Origin of the sequence: Streptomyces sp. NPDC020845 (genome assembly GCF_044334165.1) — a bacterium.
Taxonomy (GTDB): domain Bacteria; phylum Actinomycetota; class Actinomycetes; order Streptomycetales; family Streptomycetaceae; genus Streptomyces.
This window is the reverse complement of record NZ_JBIRSJ010000003.1, coordinates 403,778-419,760: the sequence shown is the minus strand read 5'-3', so window position 1 is coordinate 419,760 and position 15,983 is coordinate 403,778. Positions and strand designations below refer to the sequence as shown.

General features: G+C 71.8%; 11 protein-coding genes. 7 read left to right on the top strand and 4 right to left on the bottom strand.

The window, feature by feature from the left end:
- Positions 1–28: 28 nt before the first annotated feature.
- Positions 29–1,645, top strand: coding sequence for an FAD-binding oxidoreductase (locus ACH4U7_RS09130; protein WP_398527318.1), 1,617 nt, complete (start codon positions 29–31; stop codon positions 1,643–1,645).
- A gap of 117 nt (positions 1,646–1,762) precedes the next feature.
- Here ACH4U7_RS09130 and ACH4U7_RS09125 read toward each other — a convergent pair whose 3' ends face one another.
- Complete coding sequence (locus ACH4U7_RS09125) at positions 1,763–2,044, bottom strand: DUF1876 domain-containing protein (RefSeq protein WP_398527317.1); 282 nt, start codon at positions 2,042–2,044, stop codon at positions 1,763–1,765.
- 113 nt (positions 2,045–2,157) lie between these two features.
- Positions 2,158–2,421 (bottom strand): hypothetical protein, encoded by a 264-nt coding sequence (locus tag ACH4U7_RS09120; protein WP_398527316.1) that lies wholly within the window; start codon positions 2,419–2,421, stop codon positions 2,158–2,160.
- 168 nt (positions 2,422–2,589) lie between these two features.
- Here ACH4U7_RS09120 and ACH4U7_RS09115 point away from each other — a divergent pair, with 168 nt between their 5' ends.
- From ACH4U7_RS09115 to ACH4U7_RS09090, 6 genes are all read left to right on the top strand, one after another.
- Positions 2,590–3,159 carry a hypothetical protein gene (locus ACH4U7_RS09115; protein WP_398527315.1) on the top strand — a complete coding sequence of 190 codons (570 nt, stop codon included), beginning with the start codon at positions 2,590–2,592 and terminating at the stop codon, positions 3,157–3,159.
- Positions 3,160–3,335: 176 nt separating this feature from the next.
- Positions 3,336–5,579, top strand: a complete 2,244-nt coding sequence (locus tag ACH4U7_RS09110) for an MMPL family transporter (protein WP_398527314.1) — start codon at positions 3,336–3,338, stop codon at positions 5,577–5,579.
- 115 nt (positions 5,580–5,694) lie between these two features.
- Positions 5,695–6,945 (top strand): sensor histidine kinase, encoded by a 1,251-nt coding sequence (locus tag ACH4U7_RS09105; RefSeq protein WP_398527313.1) that lies wholly within the window; start codon positions 5,695–5,697, stop codon positions 6,943–6,945.
- A 144-nt stretch (positions 6,946–7,089) separates the two neighbouring features.
- Positions 7,090–11,319, top strand: coding sequence for an FtsK/SpoIIIE domain-containing protein (locus tag ACH4U7_RS09100; RefSeq protein ID WP_398527312.1), 4,230 nt, complete (start codon positions 7,090–7,092; stop codon positions 11,317–11,319).
- Between the two features lie 142 nt (positions 11,320–11,461).
- The gene (locus ACH4U7_RS09095) at positions 11,462–11,749 is read left to right on the top strand and encodes a hypothetical protein (protein WP_398527311.1); all 288 of its coding nucleotides are present in this window, start codon (positions 11,462–11,464) and stop codon (positions 11,747–11,749) included.
- Between the two features lie 43 nt (positions 11,750–11,792).
- The gene (locus ACH4U7_RS09090; protein WP_398527310.1) at positions 11,793–13,517 is read left to right on the top strand and encodes a protein kinase; all 1,725 of its coding nucleotides are present in this window, start codon (positions 11,793–11,795) and stop codon (positions 13,515–13,517) included.
- A 100-nt stretch (positions 13,518–13,617) separates the two neighbouring features.
- On the opposite strand, the gene ACH4U7_RS09085 is transcribed toward ACH4U7_RS09090, so the two are convergent.
- Entirely contained in the window at positions 13,618–14,568 is a 951-nt protein-coding gene (locus ACH4U7_RS09085; protein ID WP_398527309.1) for a helix-turn-helix domain-containing protein, read from the bottom strand.
- A gap of 254 nt (positions 14,569–14,822) precedes the next feature.
- On the bottom strand, positions 14,823–15,791 hold the full coding sequence (locus ACH4U7_RS09080; protein WP_398527308.1) for a helix-turn-helix domain-containing protein: 969 nt from the start codon (positions 15,789–15,791) through the stop codon (positions 14,823–14,825).
- Between the last annotated feature and the right edge of the window lie 192 nt (positions 15,792–15,983).

Here is a 15,983-nt window from a genome sequence, read left to right as displayed (position 1 = left end):
TGGTTTCACACCACGAGGAGATACGAGCATGTCCGGGGTCAACCGCCGTCAGCTGCTGCGGACCGCCACCGCCGCCGCGTCCGGGGTCGTCGCAGGGTTGGGCCTGGACACCCCGGCCAGTGCGGCCGAGGGCGCCGCGGAGGCCGGCTGCACACCCCCGCTCGGCCCGGTCAAGGCCGGCCCCGACGACGGGCGTTACGCGTATCTGGTGCGGCGCGGCCAGAAGCGCTGGGTGGGCACACCGGACCACGTATGGGTGGTCGGCTCGACCGAACAGGTCGTGGCGGCGGTCCAGGAGGCCGTGGACTCCGGCAAGCGGATCGCCGTGCGCAGTGGCGGACACTGCGCGGAGGGGTGGGTGGACGACCCGGCCGTGCGGGTGCTCATCGACATGTCCGGGATGACGCAGGTCTCGTACGACCCGGCGCGCCGCGCCTTCGCCGTGGAGCCCGGCGCCACCCTGGGCGAGGTGTACCGGCGGCTGGTGCTGGGCTGGGGGGTGACGATTCCGGCCGGGTGGTGTCCGGGTGTCGGTGCGGGCGGCCATGTCTGCGGGGGTGGCTACGGTGTGCTGTCCCGCGCCATGGGGCTGGTCGTGGACCATCTGTACGCCGTTGAGGTCGTGGTGGTCGACGGATACGGCAAGGCGTCGGCCGTGGTCGCCACGCGTGAGGCGAGTGACCCGAACCGCGAGCTGTGGTGGGGCCATAGCGGGGGCGGTGGCGGAAACTTCGGCGTGGTGACCCGGTACTGGCTGCGCACCCCGGGCGCGGAGGGCTCCGACCCGGGGCAGCTGCTGCCGCGGGCGCCCAAGAGCGCGATCGCCTTCTCCAGCCAGTGGCCGTGGCAGGCCCTGAAGCTGGACGAGCCGAAGTTCACCCGGCTGATCCGCAATCACATGGACTGGTGCGAGCGCAACAGCGCGGTCGGCGCGGCGGCCACCCGGCTGTACGCCGACCTGACGGTGGGCCGTAGGGCCAACGACCTCAACCTCGCCAGCGGCCAGGTGTTCGGCCCCGACGCGGCCGAGCTGCTGGACGACTATCTCGCCGCCCTCGGCGCGGGCGTGGGCACCCCGCTCAATGTGACCAGGACCGAGCAGCCCTGGCTGGCCGCGGCGCTGGACGGCCCGAACTCGGACATCTACCGGCTGAAGATCAAGTCGGGCTATCTGCGCAAGGGTTTCTCCGACGCCCAGCTCGCCGCCATCTACGAGAATCTGACCCGTGAGCAGGACCCGAAGCTGCTCTTCGGCTCGGTGGGCATCGCCAGTTACGGCGGGCAGATCAGCGCGGTGGCCCCGGACGCCACGGCGTTTCCGCACCGCGACGCGGTGATGCGGGTGCAGTACACCGCGGCGTGGGACGACCCCGGCCAGGATGGCGCGTACGTCGAGTGGCTGCGGAGGCTGTACCGCGAGATCTACGCCGATACGCACGGGGTGCCGGATCCGAAGGACGGCGCCTACATCAACTACCCGGACGACGACCTGGCGGACCCCGCCGTGAACACCTCGGGCGTCCCCTGGTCCACGCTGTACTTCAAGGACAACTACCCGAGACTGCAGAAGGTCAAGGCCGCCTGGGACCCGAAGAACATCTTCAGCCACACGCTGGGCATCGAGCCCCCGAAGGCCACCCGCTGACCGCCACCGGGTGACTGCCCCCTGACGGCCACCCGCGACGGACGACGCCGACGCCCACGAGGTGCGCGCCGGCGTCCGCCCGGCACCGCTCAGTGGTTCAGCGGTGTGCAGTGGTGTTCATTGGTTCAGATGCAGCGGATGTGACACACGGCCGGACACCGCGTCGATCTCTCCATGCGCCTTCTCCAGCAACTTCGTCGCCAGCTCGTTGAGCGCCCTGGCGCCCGCGATCTCCTCGCCGACCCGCGGCTGGTTGGCGTCGGCGGGGGCCCGGCTGGCGGCCCCGTGGCCCCGCACCTCGCTCCCGTCCGCGAGCCGGACCAGGGCGGCGGCGCGGGTGTGGCGGCTGTCCTCGGTAAATTCCAGTTCGACATGCCAGCCCACGGTGGTCTGTGGCATGACGATCACCTCCGGAATCGCTCCTGCCAGCAAGTATCCACTCCCAGCGTGCATCCACTGCCCCACGCCCGCACCACCTGGCCCACACCCGGGCCACGCGGCGCGCTCCGCGATCAGGTGGCGAAGATCAGCCAGAGATCCCAGCCACCGTCCTTGGCCCGGCACTCATAGGCGTCGGCCCCGCCGGGGTTGTGGGGCCACAAGTACTCCTCGCCGACGGCCACGCACTCCTCATGGGTCGTGTAGTGGCCGAAGTACTGGTAGTAGTCCATGACGGTGGAGCTCGTGGCCTCGGCGTGGTGACCGGCCGACGCAGACGTCGCGGACGTCGCGGCCACTGCCACCGGGCCGCCGAAGAGCGCCAGACCGACCGCCACGGCCGCGCCAACTCCTAAGGCGCCCAAACGAGTTCTCATGGTTGTCCCTCCCAGGAAATGGTCAGTGCCCCCTCATTCGCCCCTCATTGAAAGAGAGAATCATCCGCTCGACAAGACCCGTGAAAGTTAGGTGAGGCAAACCTAACTCTCCCCCTACGCTGTTGCCTCATGGACTTCTGGGAACTGACAGGCGTGAGCCTCGGCTACGCGCTCTTACTGGTCGCGCTGTTCACCATCGTCATCGTCGGATCTCTCCACATCGCCCGGGACGCCCTGCTCTCGGACTACCCGCCCGCGATCCAGGAGCGGTACGGGGAGCAGAGCGCACGAGGCCGGCGCACCGCCGCCGCGGCCGGGCTGTTGAACCTCCTGGTGTTCCTCGCGGTGCCCCTGCTCGGCGTCCTGGAGCTGCACGACCGGGCGGACGGCTCGCTCGGCTTCTGGCCGCCGTTCGCCCTCGGCACGGTCTGCTTCCTCGCCCTTGTCCTCTTCGACCTGGTGGTCCTGGACTGGCGGCTGTTCTGCCGCGTCCAGCCGCGCTTCATGGTGCTGCCCGGCACGGAGGGCATGCCCGAGTACCGCGACTACGCCTTCCACGTCCGTGTGCTCGCGCCCCGGCCCGTGCCGTGGCCGCTGGTGGCCATCCCCGGATACGGCGTGGCTGTCGGCGCGGCTCCTCAGTCCAGCCCGCGCAGCGCGCCAAGACACGCTCATGTGCCTCCCTCGTCGGGGCGCTGACCGGCTGAGGCAGATACCGGTGGCGACGGGGGTCATGCCCGGGAACGAACTGGTAGGCGCCCGGTACTGCATTCTCAGTACCCACGATTGTCGGCAGCCGCACGACGACGGACGGGCCGCGCGCCGGGAGCCTGGAGGGGTATCCCGAGATCAGACGATGCGGAGACCTCCGTCCCATGGCTGCTTTTCTCTCTCGACTGGGCCGACTGGCCTTCCGACGACGCTGGTGGGTCACCCTGTTGTGGGTGGCCGTGCTGGGCGCCGTCGGCTTCGGCGCCGTCAAGGCGCCCGCCGCCCCCGACACCGGGAACTCCATGCCCGGCATCGAGTCCCAGAAGGCGTTCGACCTGATGGACCAGCGCTTCCCCGGCGCCAAGGCCGACGGGGCGAGCGCCCGGATCGTCTTCGTCGCCCCGCACGGGGAGAAGGTCACCGCGACCGCCAACCGGGCGGCTGTCGAGAAGGTCGTACACGAGGTGGCCGACGGCCGGCAGGTCGCCGGAGCGGTGGACCCCTTCCAGGCGCGGGCCGTGAGCAAGGGCGCCGGGACCGCGTACGCGACCGTCACGTACAAGGTGAAGGCCGACGACCTCACCGACGCGTCCAAGAAGACCCTGGAGGACGCCGTCCAGCAGGCGCGCGACGCGGGGCTGACCGTCGAGGTCGGCGGCAACGCGCTGGCGACCCAGCCCGCGGCGGGCGGGGCGGCCGAGGGCATCGGCATCGCCATCGCCGCGGTCGTACTGCTGATCACCTTCGGCTCGCTGGCCGCCGCCGGGCTTCCGCTGCTGACCGCGGTCGTCGGCGTCGGCATCAGCATCGCTTCGATCATGGCCCTGGCCAGCACCTTCGGTCTGTCCGGCACGACCGGCACGCTCGCCTCGATGCTGGGGCTCGCGGTCGGCATCGACTACGCCATGTTCGTGGTCTCCCGCTACCGCGAGGAGCGGGCCCGGGGACACGAGCCCGAGGAGGCGGTCGGGCTGGCCGCGGGCACGGCCGGGTCGGCGGTGGTCTTCGCCGGGCTGACCGTCGTGATCGCACTGGCCGGGCTTTCGGTGGTCGGCATCCCGCTGCTGACCAAGATGGGCCTGGCCGCCGCGGGCGCGGTCGCCATCGGTGTCCTCATCGCGCTGACGCTGATCCCGGCCCTGCTCGGCTTCCTCCCGCGCGCCGTACTGTCGCGCTCCGCCCGGCGGGGCGGGAAGGCCAAGAAGGCCAAGGAAGGCAGTGAGCACAACGGGGGCAGCCGCTGGGCCCGGTTCGTGCTGCGCCGTCCGCTGCCCGTACTGCTGGCCTGTGTGGCGGGGCTCGGGGCGATCGCCATACCGGTGACGGGCCTGCAACTGGGCATGCCCGGGGACGAGGCCAAGCCCACCTCGACCACCGAGCGCCGCGCCTACGACGCGCTGGCCGAGGGCTTCGGCCCCGGCTTCAACGGACCGCTGACCATCGTCGTCGACGCCAAGGGCACGGCAGGCGCCAACAGCACGGCGGACACGAAGGCCGCCGCGCGCACGATCGCCGACAGGATCGCCGCCACCAAGGGCGTCGTATCCGTCTCGCCGCCCCGCCTCAACGCCGCGGGTGACACGGCGGTCTTCTCCGCCACCCCGGCCACCGCCCCCACCGACGAGAAGACCAAGGACCTGGTGCGCACCATCCGTGCCGAACGGCCCGCGCTCGAGTCCGCCACCCATGCGAGCTTCGAGGTCACCGGCTCCACCGCGGTGAACATCGACGTGGCCCAGAAGGTGCAGGACGCGCTGATCCCGTATCTCGCGGTCGTGGTGGGCCTCGCCTTCCTGCTTCTGCTGGTGGTCTTCCGGTCCCTCCTCGTGCCCCTCAAGGCGGCCGCCGGCTTCCTGCTGTCGGTGCTCGCGGCCTTCGGCGCGGTGGTCGCGGTGTTCCAGTGGGGCTGGGGCGCGAGCCTCCTCGGCGTCGAGCAGACCGGCCCGATCATGAGCCTGATGCCGATCTTCCTGGTGGGCATCGTCTTCGGTCTCGCCATGGACTACGAGGTCTTCCTGGTCACCCGCATGCGCGAGGCGTACGTCCACGGGGACCGGCCCGGCCAGGCGATCGTCACCGGGTTCCGGCACAGCGCCCGGGTGGTGGTGGCGGCCGCGCTGATCATGATGGCCGTGTTCTCCGGGTTCGTGGGCTCCGCCGAATCCATGATCAAGATGATGGGGTTCGGCCTGGCCACGGCCGTCCTGTTCGACGCCTTCGTGGTCCGTATGGCGCTCGTACCCGCCGTCCTCGCGCTGCTCGGCGACCGCGCCTGGTGGCTGCCGCGCTGGCTGGACAAGGTGCTGCCGAACATCGATGTGGAGGGCGAAGCGCTCAGCCGCCGCTCCCCCGTCGCCGCGGTCCCGGCCCCCGACACCGCGACGGAGCGGGAATCGGCACGCGTCTGACCCGACCCCGCCCCGCGCCCACCAGGGCCGCCCGTGGCCACGTCCCGGGCGGCCCTGTCGGCCGTTCGCCCGCGACGTCGGCCACCATGGACCCAGGCCCCGACCGGAGACCCCGATGACCACCAGCTTGGAGCGCTATACGGAGCGCCATCACCTTGCCTTCGACCTGATCGTGGCCGGGGTGCTGTTCGGCTTTGTCATCCTCGGCGCCGCGCTCGGCACACCGGGCACCGCCCATCCGAGGACTTTGGTCCCGGCCCTGCTCCTCGGGGGCGTCTCCTGCGCCGCCCTGGTGGGGTGCCGCAGCCACCCGCGCACCGCCGTCGCCGTGACGGCGGTCTGTGTCTCGGCCGCGAGCGCGGTCGGGTATCTGCTCACCCCACTGCTGCTGGCCCCGGCCATGACGGCGCTCTACTGGCTGGCCACGCTGACCGAGCGGAAGATCACCTACGCCTACTGCGTCGCCACCATCGCCGCGCTCGTGACCACCGCGATGATCACCGACTCCGGCCACCACGCGCTGGTGCTCAAGACCATCGGTCCGGCCGTGTGGCTGCTGCTGCCCGTCGCCGCCGGGCGCGCGGTCCGGATCCGGCGTGCCTATGCGGAAGCCGTCATGGAAGCCGCGCAGGCCCGCGCCGAACACGCCGAGCGCACCCGCGAGGAGGAGGCGCGACACCGGGTCGCCGAGGAGCGCATGCGCATCGCCCGCGAACTGCACGACGTGGTCGCCCACCACCTGGCCCTGGCCAACGCCCAGGCCAGCACGGCCGCGCATCTCGCCCGTAACCACCCCGACCAGGCCCATAAGATCCTCACCGGTCTGGCCGCCACCACCTCCTCCGCGCTGCGCGAACTCAAGGCCACCGTCGGCCTGCTGCGCCGTACGGACGACCCGGACGCGCCCCTGGAACCCAGCCCCGGACTCGACCGGCTCCCCGAGCTGACCGACGCCTTCGCCTCCGCCGGGCTCCCGGTCACAGTCACCCTGCGCGGCGAGCCGCGGCGGCTGTCCCCGGGAGTGGATCTGACCGCGTTCCGGATCGTGCAGGAGGCCCTGACCAACGTCACCAAGCACGCCGCCGCGCACACCGCACACGTACGGCTCGACTACGCCCGCGACCGGCTGACCATCACCGTCACCGACGACGGAACCACCACGGCCACCGCGACCGCCGCGACCGCCGAGGCGCCGGCGCCCGGACACGGCTTCGGCCTCATCGGCATGCGCGAGCGCGCCCATTCGGTGGGCGGCGCCCTGACCGCGGGCAGCCGCCCGGAGGGCGGCTTCGAGGTCACCGCCGAACTGCCGCTGCACCCCGACGGCCCGCCGACCACTTCGGCGCCGGAGATACGAGAGGCCTGACCCGCCCTCGGCCGCCAACTCATTCGCATTGCGCCCTGGGTCAACGACTGTGCGCTCGCCGTCAATGCCTTCCCACCGGGCCTGCGCCAGACTCGACGCACCCCTTCGTCACCTGAACCTGACCCACCCTGGAGTGACTGCGCGGTGCGGATCGTCTATGCCGACGGCAAGACCGAGCGGGAAATGGAACTGCGTGTCGGCCGGCCGAACGCCACGCTGGCCGACCTCGCCGCGACTTTGGACATACCGGCCAGCGGACTGAGCATCGACGGCCGGACCGCGCCACCGGAGACGGGTCTTGGCGAATCCGGCCTCGCCCATGGATCGCGGGTGGCCCGCGCGGGCTGGGGCTCGGCGGGCGGGCCGCGGGTGGCGGTCGCAGTGCTGCGGGTGGTCGGCGGTCTTGAGGCCGGGCGCAGCGTTCCGCTGCGGGTGGGCAGGACGGTCATCGGCCGGGGCGCCGAGGCGGATGTGCGCGTCGTGGCCACGGGGGTGTCCCGGCTGCACGCCGCCCTGGAGATCTCGGCCGACGGGCAGGTGCACATCACCGACCTGGGCACGGTCAACGGCACCGACGTATGCGGCGAGCGGATCTCCAAGGCCGTCCGGCTCCAGCCCGAGGACCTGGTCTCGCTGGGCGGCGAGGTGATGGTGCGCGTCCTGCCGCAGGACCGGCTCGGCCCCGTACAGCGGGTCAACCCGGTCCGGGAGGTGGGGCCAGGTGGCACCCTGCCGTTCAACCGTCCGCCGCGCGGCGGCAGGCCGGGCGACCCGCCGCGGATCCCCACGCCGTCGTCGCCGCCGAGCGCGAACAAGGCTCCGTTCTCCATCGCCAGCATGCTCGGTCCGCTGGTCATGGCCGGTGCGATCGTCGGCATGACCGGCGACGTCCGCTACGCGGCCATCGCGGCGCTCACCCCGCTGATGTTCGTGGGGAACTTCTTCGAGGAGCGGCTGCGGGGCCGCTTCACCTTCCGGCGCGGGATGCGGGATCACACCGCCAAGGTCAAGGAGTTCGAGCAGGCGGTGGCCGCGCGCCACGCGGCCGAGATCCGTACCCGCCGGGCGGCCCACCCCGACCCCGCGGAGGTGGTCCACCGCGCGACCGCTCCGGGGGTCGCCCTGTGGGAACGGCGCCCGGGCGCACCGGACTTCCTCAAGACGGTGGTCGGCACCGCCGACCTGCCCTGGAACCCGCCGCTTGACACCGACTCCTCGGAGCCCGCTCCGGAGGTGGCGGACATCCTGGGCGCGCGCTGCGTACTGCCACAGGTGCCGGTCGTGGTCGGGGTGTCGGCCGGTGAGGCGGTGGGGTTCGAGGGGGACCGCCGGGCGGCCCTCGGCGTCGCCCGGTCCCTGCTGTGCCAGGCGTTGGTGGGGAGCGGACCGGCCGATGTGACGCTGGCGGTGTTCACCGACCCGGAGCGGCTGGCCGACTGGGACTGGACGAAGTGGCTGCCGCACGGCGCGGATCCGCAGTCGGGGACGTCACGGCTGGTGGCGGTCGGGCCCGAGCAGTCCGACACGTTGGCCCGCGGTCTGCTGTCCGCCGCGCCACGGCGTACGGAGGGCGGCGCCGGGCCGGTGCTGCTGGTGGTCGTGGACGGCGCCACACTGCTGGAGGGCCGGCCCTGTCCGCTGCGGGACCTGCTCGCCGACCGCACCCTGCGCTGCGGTGCCCTGGTGCTCACCACCCGGCTGCCCGCCCTGTGCACCTCGGTGGTCACCGCCGCACCCGAGGGCCGGGGGCGGATGCGTGACGTGGCCTCCGACGAGGTGGTGCCGGACGTACTGCTCGGCGGTATGCCGGTCGACGAGGCGCGCGCCACCGCCAGGGCACTGGCCCGCTTCGAGGACCCGGAGCTACGGGTCGAGGGCGCGGGGCTGCCTGACCGTATCTCCCTGCTGCCGCTGCTGGACCTGACCGCCGTCTCCGGGGCCGAGGTCGGCCAGCGGTGGAAGACACGGGCCCCGGCCCTGCGGGTGCAGGCCGTGCTCGGGGTCAGCGAACGGGACCTGTTCACCGTGGACCTCGACGACGACGGGCCGCACGCGCTGATCGCCGGGACCACCGGATCAGGCAAGAGCGAACTACTGCGCACCCTCATCGCGAGCATGGCCACCGACGCCGACCCCGAGCATCTGACCTTCGCGCTGGTGGACTACAAGGGCGGTGGCGCCCTGGACGAATGCGCGGAACTCCCGCACACCGTCGGCCTGGTCACCGACCTCGACGAGCAGCTCAGCGAGCGCGCCCTGCGCTGTCTGGACGCCGAGCTGCGCCACCGCGAACGGCTGCTGCGCGAGGTCGGCCTGAGTCATATCCGCGACTATCAGCGGCTGCGCGACACCGAGGACGCCAAGGATGCCGGCATGGAGCCGATGCCCCGGCTCGCCGTGGTGATCGACGAGTTCGCCACTCTGGTCAAGGCTCTGCCGGACTTCGTCGACTCGCTGGTGAGCATCGCACAGCGCGGACGCACCCTCGGCGTCCATCTGATCATGGCCACCCAGCGGCCCGCCGGCTCGGTCAACGACGCCATCAAGAACAACGTCAAACTCCGTATCGCGCTCCGCCTTGAGAGCACCGGGGACTCGGAGGACGTCATCGACAGTCCGGCCTCGGCCGGGATCGGCACCCGCCAGTGGGGCCGCGCCTACTACCGGCTCAGCGCGCGCGAGGTGCTGCCGGTGCAGACCGCGCTGTCCACCGGAGTCACCCCGCAGGCGGCGGTGACCGCCCCGGTGACGATCGCGCCGTTCATCCTGGGCATGCCGGTGCTGACGGCGGCCACCGACGGCACGGAGGGCGAAACCGATCTACGGCGGCTGGTCACGGCCGCACGACAGGCCGCCGACCTGTCCGGATTCGCCCCGCCACGGCGGCCCTGGCCCGATCCGCTGCCCAAGGTGCTGCACCGTGCCGACCTCCCCGCGGTCGCCGAACAGGGCCTGCACACCGAGGCCACCGGCCTGCCCGCCTGGGCGCTCGCCGACGACCCCGACCGGCAGCGGCAGTACGCGGTCGGCTGGGACCCGGCCGCCGGAAACATCGTGGTCTACGGGGGCGGCGGTTCGGGCACCTCCACCGCCCTGGCCGCGCTCGCCCTGGCCGTCGCCGGCTCCTGCCCGCCCGACCGGCACCACATCTTCGCCCTCGACCTCGGCGCGGGCGATTTGGCCCCGCTGGCCGCGCTCCCGCACACCGGCGCCCACATCGGGTCCGCCGAACGCGAGCGGCAGATCCGGCTGATCAAGCTGTTGCGCCGGGAGCTCGACGAGCGCAAGGCCCGCGGCCCGGCCGGCTCCCCGGACTGGCTGGTGCTGCTGGACAACCTCGGCGCCCTGATCTCGGACTTCGACAAGGACGTGGCGGGGATGAACCTGATCGAAGAGCTCGCCCGCGTCTACGCCGACGGCCCCGCGGTCGGCATCCGGTTCGCGGTCAGCGCCGACCGCTCCGGCGCCGTACCGACGGCCTGGTCCGCCCTGACCCAGACCAAACTGCTGCTGCGGCTGGCCGACCCCGCCGAGTACGGATACTTCGACATACCCCGCAACGCGGTCCCCACCTATGTGCCGGGCCGAGCGCTCGTGGCCGCCAACCGGCAGGTGATCCAGATCGGTTGGCCGGGCGAGGACCTGGCGACGGCCGTCGCGGAAACTGCCGCCCGGTGGACCGGCGCCCAGCGCAGCGCCCCCGAGGTCGGCCTGCTGCCCACCGACGTCCCCGCCACCGCCCTCACCACACCGGCCCAGACCGCCACCGACCCCTGGTGGCTCCCCGTCGGCCTGGACTCCGACACCCTCGGCAGTGCCGGACTGCGGCTGTACGAACGCGAACACGCCCTGATAGCCGGGCCGCAGCGGTCCGGCCGCAGCACGGCCCTGTGCACCATCGCCCGCCTCGTGATGTCCTCGGCGTCCACCGACGCCCCGCCCACGGTCGTCGGCTTCGCCCCGCGCCGCTCCCCACTGCGCGACCTGCCCGGCCTGGCCGCCCTGGTCACCACGTACGACGACCTCGAACAGGCCCTCACGGCACTCCCCCTCGACCGGCCCGTCCTCCTCCTGGCCGACGACGCCGACACGGTGGAGGACGAACGCGGCTTCCTGGAACAGTGGCTGTCCGCCCCCGCCACCGGCCACCACATGATCGCCGCCGGCCGGGCCGACACCCTGCGCCGCTCCTACGGCCACTGGACCCAACGCACCCGCGACAGCCGCTGCGGTGTCCTCCTGTGCCCCGACCACGACCTCGACGGCGATCTGCTGGGCACGCAGCTGCCCCGCCACGACCGCATGGCGCCGCTGCCGGGGCGTGGCTACCTCGTGGTGGACGGCGTGGCGGCGGGGGTGCAGGTGGCGAACTAACCCATCGACATGGGCATATGACGTCTTGCGCCGAGCGCACATGGACTGTGCGCTCCAGATCAATGACACGGCAAAGCCCGGGACCGGAGAATTTCGCGATAAGTCACCCTTCCGGGACCGACCTAAAAACAGGAGAAAAACCATGGCAGATGACAAGGTTTCAGTCGACCCCACCGCACACCTGGCAAGCAAGAAGTTCCTGACCATCATCGACGGCAGCTTCCAGGAGTCCATCAAACAGCTCTCCGACGCCGGGACCACCCTGAGCGACCCGAACCACTGGAGCGGCCCGTACGCCGCCCAGTTCCGTTCCTCCTGGGCCAGCGCCCAGACCGACCTGAACAAGATCAGGCACTCCCTGGACGAGTTCCAGCGGAAGTTCGACACGATCCTGAGGAACATCTCCCAGGCCGGCGGCCAGCACCACTGACCGCCCCGGAGCGTCACAGCGGAAACTCCCTAAGGAAACTCCCATGTCTGAGAGGGACCCGGTCCACCCCTGGACCGGAGAGCTGAGCAGCGCCGACCTCGAACGCCTCGGCGCGGAACCGTTGCGGCGGTCGGACCCGGTGGCGATCGGGCCCTACCGGGTGCTCGCGCGCCTGGGGAGCGGGGGGATGGGCCGGCTCTACCTCGGACGGGAAGCGGGCGTGGAGGGGGAGGCGGCGGCCCCGTACGGGGCCGCGGCGCTGGTGGCCGTCAAGGTCATCCGGCCGGAGCACGCCGAGGACCCGCGGTTCCGGCGCCGGTTCGAGCGCGAGGTCGAGGTCGTACGGCGGGTCCACGGGAAGTACACCGCGGGGCTGGTCGCTTCGGGCTTCGACGAGGAGGAGCGGCTGTGGATGGCCACCGCGTACGTCCCGGGGCCGGGCCTCGACGACACGGTACGCCGTTTCGGCCCGTTCCCCGCTCCGGTGGTGTGGCGGCTGGCGGGCGAGATCGGGGAAGCGCTCGCCACGCTCGCCGCCGCCGGGATCGTCCACCGCGATCTCAAGCCGTCCAATGTCCTGCTGGGCGCCGACGGCGCGCGGGTCATCGACTTCGGGGTCGCCCACACCACTGACGCCAGTGTGCTCACCATGACGGGTCAGCATGTGGGCACCCCGGCGTTCATGTCCCCCGAGCAGGCCGACGGCCGGGAGGCGGGCACCGCCTCGGACGTCTTCTCGCTCGGCTCGGTGCTCGCACACGCGGCGACCGGCAGAACGCCGTTCGGCGAGGGTTCGACGGCCGATGTCATCCACCGCGTGGTCTACTCGCCGCCGAGTGCGGATGTGCTGGCCAAGGTGACGGAGTCCGATCCGGCCCTGGCGGAGTTGATCGGCCGGTGTCTGGACAAGAGCGCGGAGGGACGGCCGAGCCCGCAGGAAGTCGTCGATACGGCGCGGCAGCACGCACCGGCCCAGGAGTGGCCGGCGTCGCTCGCCGAGCTGATCGGGGCCCGCTCCACCTGGAGCGGGCTCGCCGCCGCGGTGTCGCCGATGGACCAGCTGACGATCCTCCGCCGCGGCGCCCCGGTGCGTACGCTCAAGTCGGCGCCGCCCAAGAGCCGCCGTGGCCTGGTCCTGGCCGTGGCCGGGGCCGTCGCCGCCGTGGCCATCGGGGTGGTGGCCTTCGTCGTACCGGGGATGGGCTCGTCGGACGACGGCAAGAAGAACGTCGCATCGACGGCCACGAAGTCCGCACATCACCCGCAGGCGTCGAAGTCATCCACGGCGAAGCACTCGCCGAAGCCGTCGCCGACCGCGACATCCGCCCCCGCGAACCCTTCGGGCGGTGGCGGCGGTAATGGTGGCGGTGACGGTGGGGGCGGTATTGGTGGGGGCGGAAATGGTGGGGGCGGTGGCGGCGGTTCCGAAGAGAACCAGCCCCCTCCCAAGCAGCAGCCGACCAAGAACACCACTACTCCGGCCCCGCCGAAGCAGACGCAGTCTCCGCCCAAGACCCCGGCGCCGAAGCCCTGGAAGTCCTGCAACTACTACTCCGGCACCGCGCTCACCATGCAGGGCAGCCATGGAGCCGCCGTCCGCCAGGTCCAGTGCATCCTCAAGGCCCGAGGGTATGACATCGGGCCCCACGGCATCGACGGACAGTTCGGCCCCGATACGAAGGCAGCGGTCGTAGCCTTCCAGAAGCGTCACAACCTCAATCCCGACGGCAAAGTGGGAGAGGACACCTGGCCGGCGCTCCGCGCCTGAGCACAAACGCCGAACGGCCCCGTCGATATGCGGCTCCGCCGCGCGGCACAGCTGAGCCGGCGGTCCCCCGCCGGCTCAGCCACAGCACCACTGGCGACCGTTACCGAACGGCCACGGGCACACCCTCGCGCCTGCGGTACTCGCCCGGCGTGATCCCGTACTCCTTCTTGAAGGCCCGGTTGAACACCGCCGCGTCCTGGAAGCCCCACCGCGCCCGGATCACCGCCATGCTCTGCCCCGCGAGGCACGGGTTCGTCAGATCGGCCCGGCAGCGCTCCAGCCGCCGCTCCCGGACGAAGCCGCCCACCGTCTGCTCGTCCTGGCGGAACAAGTGGTGCAGATAGCGGACCGAGATGTGGTGCGCCGCCGCGATCGTCGTCGGCGACAGGTCGGGATCGCTGAGGTTGCGGTCGATGTACGTCTTGATCTCCCCCAGGAGCGCCACCTGCCGCGGCAGTCGCGTCGCGTCGTCCAGTACGTCGGTCACGCTGCTGAGAAACGCCACCGCCAGGTCGACCGCGGCGCGCCCCACCCAGGTCGCCTGTGGGATGTCCACCGCCGCGGCGGGTCCGGCCAGCCCCTCCAGGAACCGCGCGAGAAGGGCCGCCGGGCCCGTGTCCGAGGACACCGGCCGCGCCACCAGGCCGCGCAGCGCGTGGTGCGGCAGCGACAGCGCGCTGCCCGGCAGATGCAGGACCATCGCCCGGGGCGGTCTCGCCCGGTCGGCCGCCGCCGCGTCGAACGGCTCCCATGGGTCCCACAGCACGAGTTGGCCGGGCTCCAGACGGATGGCGCCGGACCGCCGGCCCAGTGTCAGCGGCCCGTCGGACACCAGGACCAGCCGCCACGCCCGCGGATCGCCGCTCCGGGCCGGCCGGCCTGTGTGCGACTGACTCGGTGTGGTCAGCGGAGGCAGTGTGGTCAGCGGAGACAGTGCGGGAAGGCGCAGTACGGACAGCCGCACCGGCCCCAGCTCCAGCTCGGCCCGGTGCCCGGGCCGGCCAGGAGTGCTTGCCGAGAAGGCAGTCGCCGTCGGCTGCCGTGAGCGCAAGAGCGATTGCGATGTAATGGTGTTACCTTTCCCCTATTTTGTCCCGCCCGCTGCGGCTCGCCCGACAGCCCGCCGAAGCACTCGGTCGAGGGGGTCATGAACCGGGCCCCGGTGTGCGCCGGGCGACGTGCCGCAGGGGCGCGGCAGGCACGGCATGACCACGGCGCACCTGAGAGGCGCGCCGACACCATTGCCTGCTCAACGAGTCTGCCGAGGTGGTGCGGGACGTGTCCTTAGCGCCCAGCGCCAGCCGCTTAGCGCTGAACGCCAGTCAGGTGCCGGAAGTCCTTGGGCGGCATGCCGTAGGCGGCACGGAAGGCGCGGGTGAAGTCGGCCGGCCGCCGAAACCCCCACCGGGCGGCGATGGCGTGGATGGGCCGCATACCCAGCGCCGGCTCGGCCAGCTCACGACGGGCCTGCTCCAGCCGCTGGTGGCGGATGTACGCGGAGACCGTCGTCTTCTGGTGACGGAAGAGACGGTGCAGGGAACGGACCGAGATGTGCTGAGCCGCCGCGATCTGCTCGGGGCTCAGCTCGGGGTCGGCCAGGTGCTGATGGATATAGCCACGGACGCGCATGGCCAGAGCGTGGTGAAAAGTCTCCGGCGCGCCTTGGGTGCCCCGCTGCTGGGCGAGCAGGGCGGTGGCCAGGTCGAGCGCGATAGCGCCCAACCGCGCGGAGTCCGACGCTCCGTAGGACGTGGTGTCGGTGACCAGGCCGGTGACGAACTGGGCGAGCAGGGCGCCCATCCCGGTCCGCCCCGGTAACCTCATCGCGAACTGCCGCTCGGCGAGGCCGCCCGGCAGCGGCAGCACCGCCCGCGGGATCAGCATCTCCGCGGCCGAGACCGTACCGTCCGTCGCGTCCAGCTGCCCCCGGTAGGGATGCGAACTGCTCACCAGCACCAGGTCACCCCGCCCGGCCAGAACCTCCTCGCCGCCCTGGGCGACCCCCACGCGCCCGGCCAGGGGCACCGAGAGATGGTAGATCTCCGGATCGGACTGCCTGATCAGCGCCGGGGTCCGGAAGGACTCCAGCGGCGGGCACGAGAACACGGAAACCCGGACGACGCCGAGGTCCAGCACCCGCAGCGTGCCGCGGAAGTCGGCCGCGTGCTCCGTACGGATGACATGCGGCGAGTGACTCGCGAACGCCAGATCGCGCCAGCTCTCGAACCGCTCCGCCACGGGTAGTTCATCACCCCGAAATAACGTCTCGATCATTCTCCGTGCCTCCCCCGTAGGTCCTGATGCCCCTGGCCGTCACCTCCTGACGGCTGACGGCCTGGCCCCGACTCGTAGCGAGTCTGGACGGCGAGCGAGTTGTTGCGCAGCCCCGAATCGTCGCGCGCAACAATCCTGACCTCGGCCGATCGCACCGAACAGGGGTCGGTACCCTCATCCGGAATGGTGAGG